General features: G+C 68.5%; 13 protein-coding genes and 1 pseudogene. 9 read left to right on the top strand and 5 right to left on the bottom strand.

Annotated features, from left to right (window positions below):
- Positions 1-155: 155 nt before the first annotated feature.
- The 8 genes from ABN034_RS11320 (at position 156) to rpsT (ending at position 13,222) form a co-directional block, all read left to right on the top strand.
- Positions 156-6,716, top strand: coding sequence for an RHS repeat-associated core domain-containing protein (locus ABN034_RS11320; RefSeq protein WP_349690950.1), 6,561 nt, complete (start codon positions 156-158; stop codon positions 6,714-6,716).
- Positions 6,713-7,249 (top strand): hypothetical protein, encoded by a 537-nt coding sequence (locus tag ABN034_RS11325; RefSeq protein ID WP_349690951.1) that lies wholly within the window; start codon positions 6,713-6,715, stop codon positions 7,247-7,249. Before ABN034_RS11320 ends, ABN034_RS11325 begins: the two co-directional genes overlap by 4 nt.
- Positions 7,250-7,730: 481 nt before the next feature.
- Complete coding sequence (locus tag ABN034_RS11330) at positions 7,731-8,690, top strand: phosphotransferase family protein (protein WP_349690952.1); 960 nt, start codon at positions 7,731-7,733, stop codon at positions 8,688-8,690.
- A gap of 102 nt (positions 8,691-8,792) precedes the next feature.
- The gene (locus ABN034_RS11335; RefSeq protein ID WP_349690953.1) at positions 8,793-9,860 is read left to right on the top strand and encodes an ABC transporter ATP-binding protein; all 1,068 of its coding nucleotides are present in this window, start codon (positions 8,793-8,795) and stop codon (positions 9,858-9,860) included.
- Positions 9,844-10,770 carry an ABC transporter permease gene (locus ABN034_RS11340; RefSeq protein ID WP_349690954.1) on the top strand — a complete coding sequence of 309 codons (927 nt, stop codon included), beginning with the start codon at positions 9,844-9,846 and terminating at the stop codon, positions 10,768-10,770. The genes ABN034_RS11335 and ABN034_RS11340 overlap by 17 nt, the downstream gene beginning before the upstream one ends.
- 85 nt (positions 10,771-10,855) lie before the next feature.
- Positions 10,856-11,773, top strand: a complete 918-nt coding sequence (locus tag ABN034_RS11345; protein ID WP_349690955.1) for an ABC transporter ATP-binding protein — start codon at positions 10,856-10,858, stop codon at positions 11,771-11,773.
- A 46-nt stretch (positions 11,774-11,819) separates the two neighbouring features.
- The gene (locus tag ABN034_RS11350; RefSeq protein WP_349690956.1) at positions 11,820-12,536 is read left to right on the top strand and encodes an ABC transporter permease; all 717 of its coding nucleotides are present in this window, start codon (positions 11,820-11,822) and stop codon (positions 12,534-12,536) included.
- Between the two features lie 425 nt (positions 12,537-12,961).
- Positions 12,962-13,222, top strand: coding sequence for a 30S ribosomal protein S20 (rpsT, locus tag ABN034_RS11355; RefSeq protein ID WP_349690957.1), 261 nt, complete (start codon positions 12,962-12,964; stop codon positions 13,220-13,222).
- 332 nt (positions 13,223-13,554) lie between these two features.
- On the opposite strand, the gene holA is transcribed toward rpsT, so the two are convergent.
- The 4 genes and pseudogenes from holA to ABN034_RS11375 all read right to left on the bottom strand — a co-directional run bounded on the left by holA (position 13,555) and on the right by ABN034_RS11375 (position 19,512).
- Positions 13,555-14,667, bottom strand: a complete 1,113-nt coding sequence (gene holA / locus ABN034_RS11360; RefSeq protein ID WP_349690958.1) for a DNA polymerase III subunit delta — start codon at positions 14,665-14,667, stop codon at positions 13,555-13,557.
- Positions 14,668-15,151: 484 nt separating this feature from the next.
- Positions 15,152-16,867, bottom strand: a pseudogene (locus ABN034_RS11365) (ComEC/Rec2 family competence protein); the annotation flags it as partial.
- Between the two features lie 359 nt (positions 16,868-17,226).
- Positions 17,227-18,234 (bottom strand): ComEA family DNA-binding protein, encoded by a 1,008-nt coding sequence (locus ABN034_RS11370; protein WP_349690959.1) that lies wholly within the window; start codon positions 18,232-18,234, stop codon positions 17,227-17,229.
- 363 nt (positions 18,235-18,597) lie between these two features.
- Entirely contained in the window at positions 18,598-19,512 is a 915-nt protein-coding gene (locus ABN034_RS11375) for a phosphotransferase family protein (protein WP_349690960.1), read from the bottom strand.
- Between the two features lie 251 nt (positions 19,513-19,763).
- On the opposite strand from ABN034_RS11375, the gene ABN034_RS11380 reads away from it, so the two are divergent.
- On the top strand, positions 19,764-20,294 hold the full coding sequence (locus ABN034_RS11380) for a pyridoxamine 5'-phosphate oxidase family protein (RefSeq protein ID WP_349690961.1): 531 nt from the start codon (positions 19,764-19,766) through the stop codon (positions 20,292-20,294).
- Positions 20,295-20,380: 86 nt separating this feature from the next.
- Here ABN034_RS11380 and ABN034_RS11385 read toward each other — a convergent pair whose 3' ends face one another.
- Positions 20,381-22,753, bottom strand: coding sequence for a class I tRNA ligase family protein (locus ABN034_RS11385; RefSeq protein WP_349690962.1), 2,373 nt, complete (start codon positions 22,751-22,753; stop codon positions 20,381-20,383).
- Positions 22,754-22,892 lie beyond the last annotated feature (139 nt).

A 22,892-nucleotide genomic window follows, 5' to 3' on the forward strand; every position in this document is an offset into this window, starting at 1 on the left:
TGTCCTTGATCGTTTCCGGCGCCCTGTGTTGCCTGCTGGTGGATTTTCCGATAGAAGATCACTTCAAGTCTTTTCGTCTGATATACGTCAGATGGCCGATATGGGGGGTGGCGGGGGTGGCGAGGCACGTCTCTGGCCGGGCTGACCATGTGCGTTTGACCGTCGTCGTCTGTGCGCTGGCCCTGATCGCGTCGGTCCTGCAACCGGGACAGACGCGTCAGGAGGCGGAGGCCGCGGTGGCTCCGCGGGCGCTGCCGGGAGCCGGTCCAGTGGACCGGGCGGCACCGGCGTCGGCGACACCGGACAAGCCGTTCGCGCCGGGTGAACGTCCGCCGGTCGTGCCACGTGGAATCTTCGCCAGCAGTGAGCCGCGAGAGTTGTCGGCGCAGGAGTGGCTGCGCGTGTCGAGTCGGGGTGGGGACCTGCAACCGGTCGACACTCCGGTTTTCACCCGCCTGTTGCTGCGGCCGGGCTACGTGCTCGGCGACACGTCGCTTCTGGCGTACTTCAACGTCGATGAAGACGCGCCGTGGACGTCCTGGCGGGTGACGCTTTTCGACGCCGAGTCGCAGACCGAGCAGGCGTCGACGTCGCTGACCAGGGACGACCTGCGCCAGTCCGGCTGCGCCGCACAGCGCGACTACTGCCGCTCCTTCGGTGCGTCCGACGGGTGGGATCTCGACCCGGCCAAGCGGTACTTCCTCACCTTCACCGCCGTCTTTCCCGACCGCGAGGTGCCGTCGGTACCCACGCAGCGGGCCAATCCGCGGCGCACGATCCTGCCGCCACCGATTCCGGACCGGCAGGCCGCGGGCTGTGGCTGCGGCAACGCCCTGGGCATGACCGATGCCCGGCAGGCTGTGCGCGGCGTGGGCGTGAACACGGCGACTGGAGCCTTCAGCCGGGTGGAGCAGGACCTGGCGATGGCCTCGTTCGGGGTGCCGTTCGTCTCCACCCGGATCTATTCGTCGGCGAACCCGGCGAATGGTCTGTTCGGTTCCGGCTGGGCCTGGTCATACGGCATGCAGGTCGCGGCATCGGACCGTGGCGCGTTGGTGCGTGCCGATGACGGCGCGATCGTGGAGTACCGGTTGGCCGACGGTCGCTACCAGCGCCCGGCTGGCGTTCGTTCGACGCTGCGCAAGACCGATGCCGGTTGGACGCTCGTCACCCCCGAGCAGATCAGCTACGACTTCGACGGCCAGGGCCGGTTGACGTCGATCCACAACGCTCGCCAGGTTGGCGTTCGGCTCGCCTACACCGCGCAAGGGGTGGAGATCACCGACGCCTCTGGTCGCCAGGCCGAGGCTCGGATCGAGGATGGCCTCATCCGCAGGATCAGCCTCCCGGATCGCCGGAACGTCGAGTTCGCCTACGACAGGCGCTCCCGGCTGGTCGCGGTCGAAGACGCGCGGGGCCACGTGTGGCGGTACCACTACTCTGCGGCCGGTCTGCTGACCGAGGTGGTGGAACCGGAGACGGACGAGGGCCACGACGAGGACGACGGTGGAGTCGTGGCGATCCGCAACGAATACTCCGCGTCGGGCCGGGTGATCCGGCAGGTCGACGCACAGGGCCATCGGACGACCTTCGCCTGGAACGCCGTGAGGCAGGAGGCGAAGACCACCGACGCCGACGGCGTGGTCGTCTACGACGGCTACCACGACAACGTGCTGATCCACAGCCAGCGGGGCAACGGCGACGTCGACAACCACCGCTACGACCGCAAGCTCAACCGCAGTCTCGTGGTCAACGGCAGGCAGAACCAGAACGAAGCGGCATTCGACGCGCGGGGTAACCAGACGGTCGGGTCGGCGCCGCTGCCGATGAAGTTCGACCAGCGGACGAAGTACGACGAGCGCAACAACCCGATCGAGTTCGTCGACGAGCGTGGCAACAAGTGGAAGAACACCTTCAACAGGTTCGACGAACTGGTCGAGAGCGTCGACGCGGAGAAGCACAAGATCCGCTACGCCTACGACGAGCGTGGACTGCTCCTCACGCGCACCGACCAACGCGGCAAGGTGACCCGCTACGAATACCTGCCCGCAGACGACATCAATGCCGGGCTGCCGGCCGCGATCATCTCACCGGAGGGTCGGCGGACGGAGTTCTCCTACGACGGCACCGGCCGGCGGATCGCCGTGGTCGATCCGCGCGGGACCGTCGAAGACGCCGACCGGGACGAGTTCACGACCCGGTTCACCTTCGATGACCAGGACCGCATCGTCGACGTGCGCGAGCCCGGCAAGCGCCACTCGTCGCGGACGGAGTACGACGCCGTGGGCCGGATTGTCGAGACGGAGACCCCGACCGGGGTCGACACGGAATACCGCTACTTCGCCGACGGTCCGCTGCGCTCGGTCGAGGACCCGCGCCGGAAGGTCTCGTACGCCTACTCCGATGCCGGGCGACGCACCAAAACCCGTGTACACCTGGACGACGAGCCCGACATCGTCACGACGTACGCCTACAACGCCAAGGGACTGCTGCAGTCGGTCACCTCACCGCGCGGAAACGCACCGGGGGCGGATCGCAAGGACTTCACCACCACGTACCGCTACGACGGCAACGACAGCCTCGTGCGGATCTCCCGTCCCTATCCAGACGGCCGCGTCGTCCACGAGGACATCAAGACCGATGCGCTCGACCGGACCACCTCGACGGTCGACGCGTTCAGCAAGACTTCGGCATTCCGCCGGGACAACACCGGCAACGTGACGGCCGCCACCGACACGCTGGGTCGTACCACCCGACTGACGTATGACAGGAACGGGCGGCAGACCGGCCTCACCGATTCCGGCCGGAACTCCACCCGCTTCACCTACGACGCCGCCGGCAACAAGACCAGCGCCACGACGGCCACCGGCGGCAAGACGACCTGGACCTACGACGACGACGGCTTCATGGTCGCCATGACGGAGCCGCGCGGCAACGTCGATGGCGCCGACAAGGAGCGCTTCACCACTCACTACGAGTACGACCTGGCCGGCAACCTCGCCAAGGTGATCGATCCGCTCGACCACACCACGACCTTCACCTACGACGCCAACAACCGGCAGACAGCGGTCACCGACGCCAAGGGCAATACCACCCGCTACAGCTACCGGGAAGACGACCAGATCCGTACCGCGATCGCCCCTGACGCGTCGCACCGGCGCCACCTGCCCTCCCACGGCTCCACCGTCTACGACTACTACGACGACGGTCTGCTCGCCTCCGTCCGCGACCCGAACCACCACCGGACCCGGCTCGATTACGACGAGGCCGGTCGGGTGACCAGCAGCACCGATCCGCTCGGCCGGCGGGCAGAGATCGGCTACGACCCGGAGAACAACCCGGTGTCGATGATCACCATCGGCAAGCACGAGGAGCTCTCCGACGAGGAGCGGGCCGAGCGCACCATCGTCGACACCTACGACATCGTCGGGCGCCGGGTGAAGCGGACACTCGGCTCGGACGGTCCGGTCTACACCTGGGGTTACGACGCCGAGGACAAGATCACCTCCTACGGCGACCCGACCGGCCGTCGCAACGTGAACTACGACGCCGAGGACCAGATCCAGGAGGTCATCCGTGAGTGGGCGGGTGGCGCGGAGGAGCGGTTCTCCTACGACTACGACGCGCGGGGCAACATCAGCTCCCGCACATACCCGGACGGTACGCGGATCACCGCCGACTACGACGCGGACAGCCGGATCACCAGCCTGACCAGCGTCGACGGTGCTGCCGGCGCCAACCCGGCCACGTGGCGATTCGGCTACGACGTTGCGGGGCGGCGGACGTCTACCACGCTCCCGGAGGCGACCGGGCTGGTCGAGCGGCGGAGCTACGACGACGCTGGCCGGCTCACCGACATCGGCACCACCCGTACGCCCGGTTCAGAACCGGCTCCGGGCGTCCAGGATCCGGTGTCGAAGTTCGCGCTCGACCTGGACGAGGTCGGTAACCCGACAAGGGTGGTGACCACGCGTGGCGGGGTTTCGGAGTCGGTGGCGTACGACTACGACAAGGCAGATCGGGTGACCTCTGCCTGCTATGGCGCGATCTCCTGTGACGGCAGGTCCGCGGGCCGGATCGACTACACCTACGACCTGGTAGGCAACCGGACCAGTCAGAAACGCACCGGCAGTGCGGGTCACGACGTCACGCGCTACTTCTACGACGCGGCCGACCAGCTCCAGAAGCAAGTCAAGCTAGCCGGCCCCGACATCGACGCGCAGCTGGACATCGACGCCCTTCTGGAGCTCGATCTCGACGACTTCGGCGCCAGTCTGGACATCGGTGCTCTACTGGGACTCGACGTCGACCTGGGTGTCCACGCCACCGGCTACGACTACGACGAGCAGGGCAACCAGATCAGGGCCGGGAAGGACACCTTCGCCTACAACCTCGACCACAGCCTGGCCAAGGCCACCGTCGACGGGCAGAACGCCAAGTTCGCCTATGAAGCGACCGGGCTACGAGTGTCCGCCACGATGGGCAGTGGCCAGAACGCCGCGACGCAGCGTTGGGCGTGGGACATCAACGGCGCTCTTCCGCAGATCGCGCTCGACACGGTGACGGGGCGCGACGGGCAGACGCTGGAAAAGCGCGGCTTCAGCTACGGTCCCGATGACGAGCCGCTGGCGTTGCTCGACCCGTCGACCGGCGCGCATTCCTACACCCACGACTGGCTCGGCGGCGTCGCCACCATGCTGTCGCCGACCGGTCAGGTGGAGGCGGGCTACGACTACGACCCGTTCGGCAACCCGCGCGACGGGCCAACGCTCGGCGGTGGCGAGGAAACCGAAGCGGCCGAAGGCGAGACTGGCAACCGCGACAAGCAGGGCAACGACGACGGCCTGCTCGGCGGCGTTCTGGGTGGCTCGTCCGGTGGCTCATCGGACCGTTCGGGCGGGAGCTTGCTGGGCGGGCTGCTCGCAGGCTCGTCCGACAAGTCCTCCGACGGCTCGGATGGTGGGCTGCTCGATGGCGTGCTCGGCAGCGGGCCTGACCGGTCGGCCAGCCCGACAACCAGCCCGACGCCCACCGCGACAAAGAGCAAGGCCGGCAAGTCTGTGGCCGCAGCACCGAAGAGCAAGGCGGACACGGCGGCGGGTCCGAAGAATCCACTGCGCTTCGCCGGGGCGTACCAGGACTCCAGCCTTGGTGAGGGCAACTACTACCTCCGGGCGCGCAACTACAACCCTGGGACCGGCCGGTTCACCGCCACCGACCCGATGCCCGACAGCCTCACGGCCATCTCGTCGTACGCCTACGTCAACAACAACCCGCTCTCCCATACCGACCCGACCGGAGCCATGCTGGCCGCAGACGGCGGCGGAGGTGGCGGCGGCTCGTCCGTTGAGACTGACCCGGGAACGAGCCCGGATGAGGTCAACGGGCCGAGCCCGGAGGAGCTGGCCAAGGCACAGCAGATCCAGAGCAAGAGCTGGGTCGACGTGATTCTGGAGGCCGGCGGCCAGGTCCTCATGGAGTTCCTCGGCATCAACGACCTGCTCAACTGTCTCAAGGGCGACATCGTCGGCTGTGTATCACTGGTTGTCGGGATGCTGCCGTGGGGCAAGATCTTCAAGGCGAAGAAGATTGCTGAGGCGATCTACCGCGCCGGCAAGGCCGTCATCACGTTCTCCAAGGAAATCAAATGGGCACGCGCCATCATCAAGGGCTCGAAGAACGCGGCCAAGGCCGCCAAGGACGCCGCCGCCGCGGCGGCGAAGAAGGCGGCGCAAAAGGCAGCAGCCGCCAGAGCGGCGGCCAAACGAGCCGCCAAGGAGGCAGCAGAACGAGCAGCCGCCAAGGCGAAAGCGCTCAGGTCCAAAGCCAAGAAGACCGGCGACAACGCCGACGGCCCGAGCAAAGCACCCCCAACACGCCCAGGATGCAACAGCTTCGTAGCCGGGACCGTGGTCCTGCTCGCCGACGGCACCCGCAAACGGATCGAGAAGGTCGAGCCAGGTGACACGATAGTTGCCACCAACCCCCGAACCGGGAAGACCGCGAAGCGTCAAGTCACACAAACCATCCGGACCGATCACGACAAGCGGTTCGTCGACGTCACCGTCCGCACCGCCGGTGGCAAGCACACGATCACCACAACCGACCACCACCCCTTCTGGTCGAAGACCAGCAAACGCTGGATCGATGCAGGAGATCTCCGGCGCGGCGAGCGACTTCTCACGCCCGGCCGCGGTGACGTCCGGGTCGGTGGCGTACGGGAGTACGCCGGTACGCAGATCACCTACGACCTCACCGTCAACACCACCCATGCGTACTATGTGCTGGCGGGTGAGACGCCGGTACTCGTCCACAACTGCGACACCTTCCCGAACCAGATGGGTGACCAGCTCGATGATGAGCTCGCTCGCGCGGACGGATTGGGAGTGACGCCTTCGCGGCCCGGAACGTCGGGGTTCGACGAAGCTGTAAACTCAGGGACGGTCAAGTGGGCCGTTCTGGAAGATGGCAACCTTGTGATCCAGCCGAAGTTCGTCAATGGACAAGAGATATCGCATGCGGTACTCAGCCGAGGTGCTCCAGTACGCGCAGCCGGAGAGGCAGACATCGCCGGCTCGTCCGCCGGAGGGTATTTCGGGCTGGATATCAATCCGCACAGCGGTCACTTCTTACAGGGCCTACCGGCCAGCGCATCGGCAAGGAGTGTTCAGATCGGGAAGGAAGCATTTGGAATGGCGGGCATCGTCTTCCCATGAGAAGTCCATTCCAGGAGCTTGTTCGGCTTGACCGAAAGCAGCTCGTGGCAACCCTGGCTTCCCAGAACTTCGTTGTCGCCAGCATGGATTCGGAAGAGTGGCTTGGCCTCGTGCAGTTGCTGACCACACGCATCATTGATGAATGCGTAGGATTGACTGCTGCGGAGTGGAGGTCCAGCAGTCGTGCGCTGGGTTACGTACTCGAGTCTGCCAGTGCGGCTGGTGCCCTGGGCCCCGGGGAGACTGCGGTTCGGCGGCTCAACCTCACCGCTGCCCTGTTCCAGAAGGTCTCTCCCAACGAGGAAATCGATCTGCTGAGCGCGGACCAGACTGCAGAACTACTCTTTCGCGAGATTCCGATCGCCCCAGAGCAAGCCCGGGCCTTGGCGTCAAGATGGACGGAGCTCGACATCGAAGAAATACGCCAGCTCCGTTTCATCAAGAATCTGTTAACACCTGCGCTCATGATGAAGGACGCCCTCGATGACGCTCGACTAGACACGTGGGAGCAGATATATCCGTTGCTTCCCTGAGCGTTGCGTTGCGCTTGCCCCCATGCCGCTTTGCCGAGATACGCGTCGCGCAGTCAGCGACGTCCTGCTGTACGGCCTGCTCGCTGTCACGACTCTCGTCGTCGCGGTCTCGGGCTGCTCGCGGTCGATGTGCACGAGCGTGCCCGTGAGTTTCTGGTCAGCCAGCCCACCAACCTGCGCACGCTGGTGCATGTGGTGGTTGCCGCGGCCGACGCCGCCGCGCCGACCAGAGCCCTCGACCGGCTGATGGCTCCCGTCGAGCACTCGCTGTTTCACACTCCGTCGCCTGGGAAGGATCGTTGACTTGGCGGCGCCAGGCGCGATCCAGAACCCGACCACCTCAGCCATCGGCCGTATCTTGGTTGAAGCAGTCAGTATTTAGTCAGGCGCGGACCGGCCCGCTGTCGTGACGGACCGAACGAAACCGAGACCGACCACCCCGCTGAACTTGGGCGAGGTCCCGGGCTGTCAGGATCGACCGATGACCGCGCCAGCCGCACCCCTGGTCCCGCACGGAGCAACCGCGCTCCGGCCGGAGTGGCCCGACCTGCCCGATTTCCTTCGTACGCACATCGAGGAACGGCTCGGCGGGCCCGTCACCGCCGTCGCCAACCAGGGGTCGGGGTTCACCCCGGGTTTCGCGTCCCGGCTGGTCTACGGCAAGGGCGGGACCGCGTTCGTGAAGGCAGCCTCGTCCGAGGACAGCCCGGTGATCGCCGACTGCTACCAGGCCGAGGCACGGATCGTCCCACGGCTCCCCGACGGCGTGCCCACGCCTCGGGTGCGCTGGACCTCAGAGCACGAGGGCTGGGTCGTGCTGTGCTTCGACGACGTGCCTGGCCAGCCACCGGCCCGGCCGTGGGACGCCACCGAGCTCGCCCGCGTCATCACCGCACTGACACCGATGGCGGAAGCCCTCACGCCCGGACCACCAGATCTTGTCGTCCCCGCCCTCGGAGACTGGCTGGCCGACGACTTCGGGTACTGGCGCCAGGTCGCCTCCGCGGGCGCCGACGCACCCGACCCACAGGTCGCCGAGCTCGCGACCCTCGAGGACCAGGCGCTGGACGCCCTCGCCGGCGACTCAGTGGTCCACTGCGACCTCCGCGACGACAACGTGATCATGGGCGACGACGGACAGGTCTGGATCTGCGACTGGAACTGGCCCAGCCGTGGAGCGCCCTGGCTCGACCTCCTCTCCCTGCTGATCTCCGCCCGCGGAGACGGCTACGACGGCGACGCCCTGTTCGCCGCCCATCCCCTCGGCGCCGATGTGGATCCCGAAGCGGTCGACGCGGCCCTCGCCGGGCTGAGCGGCTACTTCACCCGGTCGTCGCTCGAACCGGCCGTCCCCGGATCGCCGCATCTGCGTACGCACCAGGCGTGGTACGCGCAGGCATGCCTGTCCTGGATCGCCGTACGCCGCGGCTGGGTCGGCTGACGCTTCGCCCGGATCACCAGGGGAACCCCTACGGGCAGGAATGCCACGCCTCGTCCTGGAGATGGACGGTCAGAGGCGCCCCTGTGCACTAGCGTCGTGACCGTGACCGTCATCTCCACCCAAGACCTCACCAAGAGGTTCCCCCGCGTCACCGCCCTCGAGCAGCTCAGCATCGAGGTCGGCCCGGGGGTCACGGGGCTGGTCGGCGCCAACGGCGCGGGAAAGTCCACGCTCATCAAGATCCTGCTCGGCCTCGCGCCGGCCACCTCAGGCACGGCCCGCGTGCTCGGCCTCGACGTCAGCACCGACGGTTCGGCCATCCGCGACCGGGTCGGCTACATGCCCGAACACGACTGCCTGGTTCCGGACGTGTCGGCAACGGAGTTCGTGGTCCACATGGCGCGGATGTCCGGGCTTCCGGCCGCCAGCGCTCGCGAACGGACCGCCGACACGCTCCGCCACGTCGGCCTGTACGAGGAGCGCTACCGACCCATCGGGGGCTACTCCACCGGCATGCGACAGCGGGTCAAACTGGCCCAGGCACTCGTCCATGACCCGAGCCTCGTCTTCCTCGACGAGCCGACCAACGGCCTCGACCCGGCCGGCCGCGACGACATGCTGGCCCTGATCCGCCGGATCGGTGCCGACTTCGGCATCTCCGTCCTGGTCACCTCGCACCTGCTGGGCGAACTCGAGCAGATCAGCGACCACGTGGTGATCATCGACGGTGGACGGCTTCTGCGGTCGTCCTCGACGGCTGACTTCACCCGCGCCACCCCCATGCTCCTCGTCGAGGTGAGTGCACACGACTCCGGCGCGGGCACCACCATCGGGCGTGACCGGCTCGGCCAGGCCCTCGCCGCCCGTGGCCACTCGGTCTCGCCCGACGGCCGGATGCTGGTGATCGACGCCACCGACGAACGCATCTACGACGTCGTACGCGACACGGCGGCAGAACTCCATCTCGGACTGGTCCGGATGCAGCAGCGCCGGCACAGGATCGAGGAGGTCTTCCGCGCCAACGAAGTGCAGGCACCGAGCCACGTCGACGGAGCCCATCCTGGCGGGGCCCACACCGACGGGGCTCATGTCGACAGGGCTCATGTCGACGCAACGCACACCGACGAAGCCCACAGCGACGGAGGAGCACGGCATGCCAGTGCCCCGTGAGGCCCTACCTGCCGGTCCGGTCGGCGCTGCCGCACCTGGTGGCGTCATCCACGACATCGGCTACCGGAACTACGACGGGGCTCGCCTCGGTCGGGCGTACATCCTGCGGTCGTTGTACGTACAGAGCCTCCGGTCGACCTACGGTCTCGGACGGTCGGCAAAGTCCAAGGTGCTGCCGTTCCTGCTCGCCGGGGCGATGCTCCTGCCGGCCGTCATCGTCGTCGCGGTCATGATGTTCGCCAGGCTCCAGGACCTGCCACTTCCGTATGAGCGGTACTTCGTCGTCACCCAGGCGGTCATCGGCATCTTCGTGGCCTCGCAGGCACCGCAGTTGTTCTCCCGCGACCTGCGGTTCCGCACGATCACGTTGTACTTCTCCCGGCCGCTTACCAGGCTCGACTACGTGACCGCGAAGTTCGCCGCTCTCGCGACCTCGATCGCGATCCTCGTGCTCGCGCCGCTGATCGTGTTGTACGCCGGCACCCTGCTGGCGAAGTTGTCTTTCGGTGAGCAGACGAAGAACTTCGCCGCCGGGTTGGCCGGTGTGGTGGTCCTCGCGCTCGTGCTCGCCGGGGTCGGCGGCGTCATCGCGTCCCTCACGACGCGGCGCGGATTCGGCGTCGCGGCCATCATCACGGTACTCGTTCTCAGCTACTCCGGTGTCACGATCGCCTCTGGGATCGCGCAGTCGGAGAACAACACCACACTCGCCGGCTACTTCGGACTCCTCTCGCCGATCACCCTGGTCGACGGCGTGCAGGTGACCGCGTTCGGGGCGGAGTACTCCGGCGTGATTCCGCCACCGGACACGACCGTCGGTCTGTTGGCCTTCGTCCTCACCGCGGCGGCGGTCGTCGTCGGCTCGTTCGGCCTGCTGCTCCTGCGATACCGGACGGTGGCGAACGCATGAGCGCGAGGAGCCCCCACGCAGGTACGCCGAGGAACGAGGTGTGCCGGAGTGAGGCACCGCTGTGGTCATGCGAACGGAGACCAGCATGAGCGTCGTCCACATCGACCGTGCCTCCCGCTGGTACGGCAATGTCGTCGCGGTCAACGACATCACGATGACCATCGGTCCGGGTGTCACCGGACTCCTGGGTCCTAACGGCGCCGGCAAGTCGACGCTGATCCACATGATGGGCGGCTTCCTGGCGCCGTCAGCTGGCAAGGTCACGCTGGACGACTCCGCCGTCTGGCGAAACCATCTCGCCTACCGGCGGATCGGCCTGGTCCCCGAACGCGAAGCCCTCTACGACAACCTCACCGGCTGGCAGTTCGTCCTCGCCAACGCGAAGCTGCACAAGCTGCCCGACCCGCGGGCGGCCGCGCGGGCCGCGATCGCCACGGTGGAGATGGCGTACGCACAGGGCCGCCGCGTCGGTACGTACTCCAAGGGCATGAAACAGCGGATCAAGATGGCGACCGCTCTCGTCCACGACCCGCCGGTCCTGCTCCTCGACGAGCCTTTCAACGGCATGGACCCTCGGCAGCGTCTGCACCTGATGGATCTTCTGCGTTCGATGGGGGCGCAGGGACGCACCGTGCTGTTCAGCTCGCACATCCTCGAGGAGGTCGAGCAGGTCGCCTCCCACATCGAGGTGGTCGTCGCGGGGCGACATGCCGCGTCCGGCGACTTCCGGGAGATCCGCCGGCTGATGGCCGACCGGCCACATCAGTACGTCATCCGCTCCAGCGACGACCGGCGGCTCGCCTCATGGCTCATCTCCGACGGTTCGTCGGCGGGAGTCGAACTCGACGTACGTGACCAGTGTCTCCGGGTGCAGGCGGTCGATTTCGCCCGGTTCACCTGGCTGCTGCCGCAGATGGCGCGGGACGCCGAAGTCCGGCTCTTCGAGGTGTCGCCGTCCGACGAGTCCCTCGAGAGCGTCTTCGCCTATCTCATCAGCGCGTGAGCACGACAGCGCCGACCCGCCCGGCCTGACCACCTACGAGGATGCCATGAACGCAACCATCGCCAGACTCACGACGAGCACGCTCCTCGGCAAGCGCCGGGTGCTGCTGTTGTTCATCCTGCCGGTCCTCCTCCTGGCGCTTGCCGCGGTCATCAGAGGCGTCGCCGGTCCGGACTCGGTGGTGGGTACGCCGCTGCTGCAGGCGTTCGCTCTCGGCACCATGGTGCCGCTGCTCGGCCTGATCGCCGGCACCGGCGTCATCGGGCCCGAGGTCGACGAGGGGTCGATCGTCTACATTCTCGCCAAGCCCGTGTCGCGGCCGATCATCATCGTGACGAAGCTCGCCATCGCGGCTGGCTGCCTGCTCGCCTTCGCGGCCGTACCGACGTTCGTCGCCGCAGTCGTCGTGTCGGGTCTCGACGGGGGTGTCGCTCTCGGGTTCGGCGTGGGCACGGCGATCGCCGGCCTCACCTACAGCGCGGTGTTCCTGCTCCTGGCCGTACTCACCCGGCACGCGGTGGTCTTCGGGCTCGTCTACGCACTGATCTGGGAGAGCTTCGTCGGCGGATTCGTACCGGGGGCGAAAACGCTCAGCATCCAGCAGTGGGCTCTGGCCGTCGCCGACAGCGTGATCAAGCAGGACGCGATCGAGTCGGTCATGAGCGCGGGCACCGCCCTGGTGCTCCTCGTCGCCGTGACCGTGGCCGCGACCTGGTTCGCGGGCCACCGGCTCCGCTCCCTCACCCTCACCGAGACCGAGTAGGGAGTTGGTCCGGAGGTTGGAAGGTCCGGCGGTCCTGGGAGACGGCCAGCCCCGCACCCCAGCCCCGCACCCCAGCCCCGCACCCCAGCCCGCACACCCACACACCCTCCAGTCAGCGCACCCAGACCCGCCAGCTCGCCCGCCGGCCCCGGCGGCCCTTGATCATGCCGGTGATCATGAAGCGTCTGGGCCGGGGCGCGCCCCACCTCCGCCCACGACAGGGCGGCCACTACCCGCGGGCCTTCATGATCATCGACATGATCACGTTTGCGCTGAGTTCCGGCTGGCCACCGGCTCGGCCGCCCCCGCGTTCGCGAGTGTAGGCCCGGCTCCGACGGCTGGTAAGCTGTCCGTTCGCGTGTCCGGCCTGGTCCGGCACGCTCCCATCGTCCATCAGCACAACGTCCGATCGAGGCATTGACTCAGTGGCGAACATCAAGTCCCAGATCAAGCGGATCAAGCAGAACGAGCGCCGCCGGCAGCGCAACAAGTCGGTACGTTCGTCGGTGAAGACGGCAATTCGCAAATTCCGCGAGGCCGCCGACAGCGGCGACGCCGCCACGGCGCAGGACTCCGCCCGCGCTGCTGGCCGCTTGCTCGACAAGGCGGCCTCCAAGGGCGTGATCCACAAGAATCACGCGGCCAACAAGAAGTCCGCCATCTTCAAGCGGGCCGGCTCCCTCTAGTCGGGGCCGTGTCCCCCAGGTCACCTCTAGCTGGCGCGTCTCTCCCGGGCCCCGTGTAGGCGGCGGCGTCTCTTCCAGGTCACGCCTGGCTCGCGACTCCCACGTCGACTGCGGGCGGCACTTGCTGAGGCTCCTGTCCGCCAGTCGCTCCCGGATCTAGGCGTACCCGGCCTGCGTCCCGGCTGCCGGCGTGCCCGAGGTGGGCACCGAGCGAGACCGGTGCACCGTACGCCGGAGAGTCACTGGTCAAGTGTGCAGTGACCTGGACCCGAGGTGACCAATCGCAGCCCCTTCTGGTCGAAAAGACGGACCAGGACCCGGGCGATGTCCCGCTAGTGCTGTCGTGCACGGCTCACAGCGAGGACCGCCTTCTCCAGCGCGTAGTCCGCATCATCGGCGGCACCCTTGACATCGGCATCGGCCTGAGCCGCCGCCTGGATCGCCAACGCAAGTCCCTCGGAATTCCAGCCGCGTAGCTGGGCGCGCAGCGTCTTGAGCTTCCACGGAGGCACGCCGACCTCACGGGCCAGGTCGCCCTCGCGCAGGCCTCGAGGTGCACCCTCGAGCTTGGCCAGACCGCGCAGGCCGGAGGCGAGCGCGGAGGTCACCAGCACAGGGGCGACCCCGGCACGCATCGCCCAGCGGAGTTGCTCCAGCGCATGCGCCGTGCGACCCGCCAGTGCCGCGTCGGCCACCGCGAAGCTGTTGACCTCTGCGCGACCGGCGAAGTATCGGCGGATGACTTCCTCGGTGATCGCCGTTCCGGCGCTGTCGGAGATCAGCTGGGCCGTCGCCCCCGCGAGCACTCGAAGGTCGCTTCCGACCGCATCCACCAGCAGGCCCGCCGCGTCGTCGTTGATGCGGACGCCCGCCGCCCGGCCCTCACGTTGGACGAAACCGGGCAGCTCGTAACTCCGCAGCGGATCACACGCGACGACACGTGCGCCGGCCTTGCGGAGTTTGTCGGCAACGGACCGGCCCTTCTGCCCGCCGCGGTGGACCAGGACCATGGCGACATCGGGCTCTGGACTGCCGGCGTAGCTGAGGACCGCGTCGGTGGATTCGGCCGGCAGTGTCTCGACCGACCTGACCACCACGATCCGTGCGGATGCGAACAGCGACGGGCTCGTGAGCTCGGCGAGACTCCCGGGTGCCAGGTTCACCGCGTCGATCTCGGTGAGGTCGGCTCCTGGATCGACCGAACGGACGGCATCGACTGCCGCCGCGACCGCGCGATCGGCCAGCAGGTCTTCGGCGCCGAGCACGAGCGTGACCCCGCCGAGAGCTTCGCCAGTGGCCGGTGCGGAACGAGATTTGGCTGCCATCGACGTCAGCATCCCACGAAGGTCCGACAATCCTGGTCTCACCTCCCGTCGACCGTGAGGTCCGGCCCGCGCCCGCCTGCGACTCCGCGTGCCCGACTTCAGCGCTGGCAGCCCCACCATCCGTACCCGCGTCGGTTCGTACGCCCTCGTCGGCCGCTCCCCGGCTCACGATGCCCAGCCCACCACGGTCTTTGACGACGGCGATGGCACCCGCGAGATCGGTCCGCGCCACCGTGCCGCCGAACGCCTCCACCGTCGAGACGGTCGTCGGTGCGGGATGTCCATAGTCATTTTCGGCACCGACAGTGATCAGCGCGATGGTCGCGCCAGTTGCTCGCAGGAACTCCTGGTCCTGGTAGCGCGACCCGTGGTGAGGAACCTTGAGCACCGTCGCGCGAAGGTCATGGCCGGACCGCAGCAGCGCCCGCTGACTCGCCGGCTCGATGTCACCGGTGAGGAGGATCCGGATGCCCCGGATCTCGGCCATCGCCACGACGCTCGCGTCGTTCTCCGCCGAACCCTCCTCGTCGTGCGCAGTTCCGGACGTGGCACCCGGAGGCGGCCTAGCCCCTGGCGTCGCCGGGTGCGGACTGAGCACGGTCCAGGTCACGTCGCCTGACCGCCGGCGCTCACCCGCGACGACCTCGGTGACCCGAACGCCGGCTCCGAGCACCGAGTCCCCGACACGAACGGTCTTCTCGCTGGCGGGCGCCTGTGGGCGGATACCGACCTCCCCCACCGTCCTACCGCGAACGACTCCGGCGAGTCCCGCGGTGTGGTCGGCATGGAAGTGGGTGAGCAGGACGTACGGAACCCGCGTGATGCCGAGGTCGGCCAGGCAGGCGTCCATCTTCGCGCGGTCGGGTCCGGTGTCGACCACCACGCCAGTGCGGGGCCCGGACCGCAGGACGAGTGCGTCACCTTGCCCGACATCGCAGGCGACAAGGATCCAGCCTTGCGGCGGCCAGCCCGTGATCCACGTCATGGGGACGGGCATGCGGACCGGATGGACAATCCACACTGCGGCCGCGCCTGCCAGGACGAGACTGAGACCGCGCCGCCTCAGCAGTGCCGGTGCGGCGAGAACGCCGACGCCGCACAGCGCGACCAGTACCGCGATACCCGGCCCGCTCGCCGGCCACGACAGGCTCGCGCCGGGCGCCCGCGCCGCGAGCGCCCCGACCTCGACGATCCACCGGGCCGCCACTCCGGCCAGAAAGCCGGGAACCGAGGCGATGCCAACGCTCAGCGGCGCCAGGATGGTGGCCACCAACCCGAAGACTGTCGCCGGGAACACCGCTGGTGAAGCGACGAGGTTGGCGACGACCGCGACCACGCTGACCGACCCGGACAGGATCGCGACCAGCGGTGTGCAGGCGAGCTGAGCCGCAAGCGGCACGGCGACCGCCGCGGCGGCGAACCGTGGCAGCCAGCCCGCGAGGCTTGCGGTGTAGACCGGTGCCAACACGAGGATTCCCGCGGTGGCTAGGACCGAGAGGGCGAACCCGAACGACCGCCCGAGCCACGGATCGACGAGGAGCAGGGCGACTACGGCGATGGCAAGGGCGGGAACGCCGTACCGGCGCGATCCCGCCGCGAGCCCCGCGAGGCCGACCAGCCCCATCGCCGCTGCACGGAGAACACTCGGCTCAGGCCTTGCCAGGACGACGAACCCCAAGGCACACAGCACTCCGAGCACCGGCAGGCCCCACGATCGAAGACCTGCCCAACGCGCGAGACCGAGGACGAACGCAAGCACGATCGTGAAGTTCGCTCCGGACACAGCGGTCAGGTGCGAAAGGCCGGCCGTACGGAAGTCGTCGACGAGGTGCTCCGGCATGCCCGACACGTCCCCGACCACGATGGCGGGCACGAGGCCACGTTCGGCCTCCGGAAGCCCGGCAACCGCGGCGCGAAGACCGGCCCGCAGCCGGCTCGCCCCCCGGTCGAGCCAGCCTGCAGGCTCGACCAGCTCCGGGGGCGACCGGGCGGCGAGGAGGGCCACCTCTCGTTCGCCGGGCCTGGTCTCGGCGAGCCTTCCTACGGTGCGTACGACGGTGCCGGGGTCGACATCGACCCATGCCACAGATCCGGTGAGAACGACCGGCGCCTTCAGCCGGGTGGTCGTACCGCGTGCCACGACCCGGATGATGTCCGCCTCCACCACGACGTAGGTGGACCGGAATCCGCGGTTGGACTCCCTCCGCAGCGGATCGGTCCCCACCCGAAGCTCGGCGGTCACCACGGCGGAGTCAGCGGCGAGGTCGGAGAGGGGTCCGCTTCGCGACACGGCGATGTGGGCGACCGTCACGAGGCACATGACGCCGCCGCCCAGACAGACCACGGCCAGCGCCGCGGCACGCCGGTGGAACCGCCGCCGCCGATCCAGGGCGATGAACGCGATTGCCACGAGGACGAGACCCACCGCCGCGACGACCACCGGCAGGCGAGGCAGCAGCGGAACGACGAGCGTGCACAGCCAGGCGGTTACGGCCAGCGGCACCAGCCGGGCGTCTACGGGCTGACGCGATGCAGCCGGATCGCCTGCCGGGGCCGGAGGCCGCCCGCGCCCAGCTGCGGCCGGCGGCCCGGGCCGGCTCGACCTCCCCGGGCGAAACGCCCTCGTCACGCTCCGAACCAGGCGCCCGCGAACCTGGTGAACGACACTCACTGCACGCCTCACACGGTGACCCGGTCACGAAGGTCCGCGTACGTCCGCTCGCCTATCCCGGTGACATTGCGCAGCTCTTCGATGCTGGTGAAGCCGCCCTGCGACGTGCGGAACTCGATGATGCGCTGCCCCAGCACGGGGCCGACTCCCGGCAGTGTGTCCAGTTCCTCGAGCGTGGCGGTATTGAGGTTGACCGGGGTGGCGGGCAGGCCGGTGCCGGCTGAGCCTGCAGCCGAACCGCCTTGGAGGGGCGCACCCGGGGCGGGTACGCCGGGAGGCGCGGTGACCCCCACCAGGACCTGCTCACCGTCGGCGAGTGGGCGCGCGAGATTGAGTGCGGCCAGGTCGACGCCGTTCAGGGCGCCGCCTGATGCCAAGACGGCATCGATCACCCGCGAGCCTGCCGGAAGCCGGACCACACCTGGCTTGCGGACTTTCCCTGCCACATGGATGACCAGCGTCGGCGGTGTCGGCGAGGCGCTGGTCGCGGTTGCACCCGGACTGGTCGATGCCACCACCGACGCGGTGGCGATCGGACGCTGAGTGACGCTCTCGCGCACCGGTCGCTCGCGGAGCACCATGACGCCGACACCGCCGACGGCGACCAGTAACAGCACGGCGATGACCACCAGGTGTCCTCGCCGCAGACCCCAGGTGGCGACGCCACCCAGCTCCCCGCCGGCCATTTCCTCGTCCCCCGGAATTCGGCCGTCGACCCGGAACCGATCCTCATCCCGAACCCGATCCTCATCCCGGAATCGGTCGTCACCCAGCAACCGGTCGTCACCCAGCAACCCGTCGTCATGCCGAAGTCGATCGACATACGGGAAGCTCTTGTCGGGCTCAGGCTGCTCATCCGGCTCGGGCTCCTGGGGCACGTCGGGCTCCTCACTCCCGTCGGGTGCGCCGCCCGGCTCCCCCTGACCACGGACCGGGCCGCCCGCCCGGCTCGGCAACCAGCCACCCACCCGGAACTCTCGCGCAGGCGCTCGCCACAGAGCCTGGACGCGGCGCACCGCACGAACGGTGTCGGACCGGACCCGGCGACGAGTGGTGTGGCGACGAAACACGCCACGACGGTAGGGAGATGCGAGCCCGCCGTCCGCGGAAGCCGCCAGACCTGTGGATGAACCAGCTGTTTCGCAGGTTGTGGACAAAATCCGGCCGCCTGTATCTCCCGGACGTCGTGGGGCCGGGCACCTCACGGCCCCCGGCAAGCTCCCGGCCCGTCGTGGGGGCAGGCAAGCCACCTCACGACGTCACCGCTCCTCGGACTTCACGGCAGGTCCTGAGAGGCAGTCGGCAGGATCCTCAGGCCAGAGAGGCCCAAGGCTCAGGCGGCGACTGGGCGAAGAAACGCAGCACCTCGAGCAACCGGCTCAGCGGCGGTGCCGTCCAGGTGCGTTCGTCCGTCCGCGGTTCCTGGGGGCACCGTGCAGCGCCCAGCTCAGGTGGTACCACAGGATCCGAGCCGCCCAGCCCTGCAACGCCTCTGCCCGCGACCGCGCACTCACGCCGGCCAGATACCCCTCCAACGCGAACGGCACCGCTCGCAACGGGATCTTCGCGAAGTCCACCGCCGGGTCGGCCCACGCGGCATCTCCCCAGTCGACGAGCGTGGCCGTGTCGAAGACACCATCCACGCCGCGGTCAGCGCCTGGACCCAGCAGCTCCAGGTCGGAGGCGACGACGATGTTGGTCGGTGCCGCGTCTCCATGGACGACGACGGGTTCCACGTCCGCCGGGCGCCAACGAGCCAGCCGGTCGAACCAGCCGATGAGCCAGCGTGCCGCATCGACGTCGACGTACCCCACCTCCGCCAACGCCTCCACTGTGGGCCGCGGATCCGATTCGTCGTCGACACCCAGCCCCGGCAGTGGCCCGACCCTGCCTCGCACGAGCCGGTGCAGCCGGGCGAGGCTCAGCCCGACCTGACGGTACGCACCTGCCGCCTCCGTCGGCGACACCCCGAGAGCTCCGAGGTCCCGACCGCGGACGCGTTCGACGACGAGGTAGGGCACGCCGACGACCGAACAGCTGTCGTCGTAGGTCACGACGGCCGGAGTCCGCACCCCCGCCCGCCGCGCGGCCGGGATCACGGTGGCCTCCTTCGCCAACTCCGCCAGGCGAGCACCTCCGCCGCGGGGGATCCGGACCACGAGGTGATCGCCGAGGAAGTAGACGTAGTTGGCCGCGCCCGGGGCGGGAGCGGGCACGATGTCCTCGATCGCGATGTGGTACCGATCGGCGATCGCCACCAGCGCGTCGCGTCGAGAATCTCCACGCAGGTCCACGGGGGCCCAGGGTATGTCACGTGCGGCGGTCGAGCCTGACCGCCGCACCTGTCAGTCCTTGTCGGGCGCTGGTCGTGACCCGATCCCAGTCTCCTCGGCCCACGGGAGGGTCACGGTGGAATCGGTGACCACGGCCACTCGGGGCGCTCTCCCCGCGCCGGCTCCGTCGCCGGACTCGAAGGCGGTGGCCCCAGCTGTCGAACTTTGTGGTCGACCTGTCGGTGTCGGCGGGTTCTGCCATCCTCGGGAGGATGTACGAAACAGCTGACGAGCTCCACGACCTGCAGACCCTCCTGGACACCTCGCTCCCCCGCTCCAGCGAACACCTGCGGTCGATCGTGACGCCGGGCGAACGCACGTTGACGGCCTCGCAGCTCACGTCCGTCCTCACCGGGATGTGCACCCTCTCGGTCGCTACGGTGACCGCCAGGGGTGAGCCCCGGATCTCCGGGCTCGACGGACACTTCCTGCATGGGCGGTGGGTGTTCTCGACGGCCGGCACGGCGGTGAAGGTCCGCCACCTGCGAGCGCGTCCGGCGGTCAGCGTCGCGCACCTCCGGGGCGACGACCTCGGGGTGTTCGTGCACGGCACGGCGGAGTTCGTGTCGCAGGACCATCCCGACTGGCAGGCGATCGAGGACCATCTGACCGCGCACTACGGCAGCTCACCGACCAGCTGGGGTGACGACATCGCTTACCTCCGGGTCGCTCCGCACTGGATGGTGGCGTACGCCTTCCAACCCGCCAAGCTCCTGGCCGACGTGGCGAGCGGCGACGCCTGATCCACTCCCATGCGCCCATCGGCCCGCACGGCGGCTGAGGGTCGAACCTGACTCGTGGTCGCCCGTCCCGGGGCACGAAGCTGCCCTCATGCCGGCACGACGTTCACCAGCTTCGGCGCGCGGACGATCACGGTCCGGACCTGGCGGCCGGCCAATGCGGTACGGACCTTCGTGGATGCGAGGGCGCGCCGCCGCAGCTCGTCGCCGGAGACGTCTGGCGCCACCTCGAAGCGGTCACGCAACCGGCCGGCCACCTGGACCACGCAGGTCACCCGATCAGGGACCAGTAGGGCCGGATCCGCTTCCGGATAAGGGATGTACGCGACGGATCCCCCCTCCCCGTCGCTGCCGTGCATCCGCGACCACAACTCCTCGGCCAGATGAGGTGCGAACGGCGCCAGCATCAGCACCAGCGGCTCCGCCGCCTCGCGCGGCACCGTGACCAGGCCGGCCAGATGACGCGACAGCTCGGTCAGCCGGGCGATGGCGGTGTTGAACGCCAGTTCGTCCATGTCCCTTCCTACGGCGTCGATCGCCTTGTGCACCACGCGTCTCGTGGCCACCGACGCCGGCAGCGCGGAGACCGTGCAGGCGCCGGAATCCTCGTCGACCAGCATCCGCCACACCCGCTGGAGGAACCGGTGCATGCCGACGATCCCGTGTGGGTCCCACGGCCGCGACGCCGGCAGCGGCCCGGTGGACATGACATACATCCGGAACGTGTCGGCGCCGTAGCGCGCACACATCTCGTCAGGTGTCACCATGTTGCGCAGGCTCTTGCCCATCTTGCCGAGGCTGCGTTCGACGCGTTGGCCGTGGTACCAGAAGGCGCCGTCCCGCTCGACCACCTCGTCGGCAGGCACGTGGACTCCGCGCGCATCGGTGTAGGAGTACGCCTGGATGTAGCCGTTGTTGATCAGCCGGCGGAACGGCTCGCGACTGGAGACATGCCCCAGGTCGTACAACACCTTGTGCCAGAAGCGGGCGTAGAGCAGGTGCAGGACGGCGTGCTCGACCCCGCCGACGTACAGGTCGACGCCGCCAGGATCGGTCCGGCCGGCGTCGGCATCCCCGGTGTCAACGGCGGCTTGCGGGCCCATCCAGTAACTTTCGTTGGCGGGATCGCAGAATGCCGCATCGTTGTCGGGGTCCAGGTAACGCAGCTCGTACCAGCACGACCCTGCCCACTGCGGCATGGTGTGCGTCTCGCGTCGGTAGTCCTTCGGGCCGTCACCCAGGTCAAGGCGTACCGACACCCACTCCGGCAGGCGGGACAGGGGTGGTTCGGGCTCGGCGTCCCTGTCGTCCGGGTCATAGACCCTGGGCGCGAAGTCGGCAGTCGGCGGCAGCTCCACCGGCAGCATGGTCTCCGGCAGCGCGACCGGACCGTGTTCGTCGTAGACGATGGGGAACGGCTCGCCCCAGTAGCGTTGCCGGCTGAACACCCAGTCCCGCAGCCGATATCTCGGCGCCGTCTCGCCGGCCTCCTCCTCGACCGAACGCCCGATCCAGTGGCGCTGCTGGGACTTCATCGACTCCGGCCAGTCGAGGTGGTCCAGGTCCGCCAGCAGGCGGTCGGCGTACGCGGTGATCCGCAGCATCCACTGCCGCATCCTCCTGGGGTGGACGGGGAAGTTGCCGCGCTCGCTCCGGCCGTCGACGGTGACTTCCTCGTTGGCCAGGACTGTGCCGAGGCCGGGGCACCAGTTCACCTCCACCTCATCCAGGTAGGCCAGTCGGTGCGCGTCGATCACCTTCCTGCGTTGGGGTTCGGTCATCTCCGACCACGGCCGGTCGTCGGGCGTGGGGCGCACACCGGACTGGAACTCCTTCACCAGCTCGGCGATCGGGCGCGCCCTGTCGGCCCGCTCGTCGTACCAGGAGTTGAAGATCTGCAGGAAGATCCACTGCGTCCAGCGGTAGAACTCCACGTCGGTGGTGGACACACTGCGCCGGTCGTCGTGGGCCATGCCGAGGCGGTTCAGCTGCGCCCTGATCGTGGCGATGCTCTGCTCGGTGGTGATGTGGGGGTGCTGACCGGTCTGGATGGCGTACTGCTCGGCGGGCAGTCCGAAAGCGTCGAAGCCGAACGCATGCAGCACCCGGAACCCGCACATCCGCAGGTAGCGTCCGTAGACGTCGGTCCCGACGTAGCCCAGCGGATGTCCGACATGCATCGCACCGGAGGGCCCGATGAACATGTCGAGGACATAGAACTTTCTCGTGTCCACCCGGCTGGGGACCGTGGCGTCGCCGTCGGTCGGCAGCCTGTCGTCGGCGCCGCCTGCCACGGTGTCAACCTCGCCTTGCGCGGCGAGCGAGCCCGCCGGGTTGGCCACCTGGAAAGTGCGGTGCGCTTTCCAGTACGCCTGCCAACGGCTCTCGATCTCACCGGCCAACTCGCCGTTGTATCGGAACGAAGGGGAGGAAGTGGACGGAGTCGTCTCCTCGACAGTCATGATCGGGCTCGCTTCTCCTCGACTGGGCTTTCCGGATCGGAACGACCACGAGCCGCGCCGACGCGGTGCGAGAAGCACCCGCTGCAGGTCAGCGCGGCTGTCTAAGGAGAAGGACGAGTCGCATAACGTCCAATCTAGC

It is taken from the genome of Actinopolymorpha sp. B11F2 (assembly GCF_040195635.1).
Classification (GTDB): Bacteria; Actinomycetota; Actinomycetes; order Propionibacteriales; family Actinopolymorphaceae; genus Thermasporomyces.

Coding starts and splice junctions, on each gene's coding strand:
- ABN034_RS11330 (WP_349690952.1), top strand. CDS start 7,731: ATGACCGCGCCAGCCGCACCCCTGGTCCCGCACGGAGCAACCGCGCTC.
- ABN034_RS11350 (WP_349690956.1), top strand. CDS start 11,820: ATGAACGCAACCATCGCCAGACTCACGACGAGCACGCTCCTCGGCAAG.
- holA (WP_349690958.1), bottom strand. CDS start 14,667: ATGGTGGGGCTGCCAGCGCTGAAGTCGGGCACGCGGAGTCGCAGGCGG.
- ABN034_RS11325 (WP_349690951.1), top strand. CDS start 6,713: ATGAGAAGTCCATTCCAGGAGCTTGTTCGGCTTGACCGAAAGCAGCTC.
- ABN034_RS11345 (WP_349690955.1), top strand. CDS start 10,856: ATGAGCGTCGTCCACATCGACCGTGCCTCCCGCTGGTACGGCAATGTC.
- ABN034_RS11380 (WP_349690961.1), top strand. CDS start 19,764: ATGTACGAAACAGCTGACGAGCTCCACGACCTGCAGACCCTCCTGGAC.
- ABN034_RS11385 (WP_349690962.1), bottom strand. CDS start 22,753: ATGACTGTCGAGGAGACGACTCCGTCCACTTCCTCCCCTTCGTTCCGA.
- ABN034_RS11340 (WP_349690954.1), top strand. CDS start 9,844: ATGCCAGTGCCCCGTGAGGCCCTACCTGCCGGTCCGGTCGGCGCTGCC.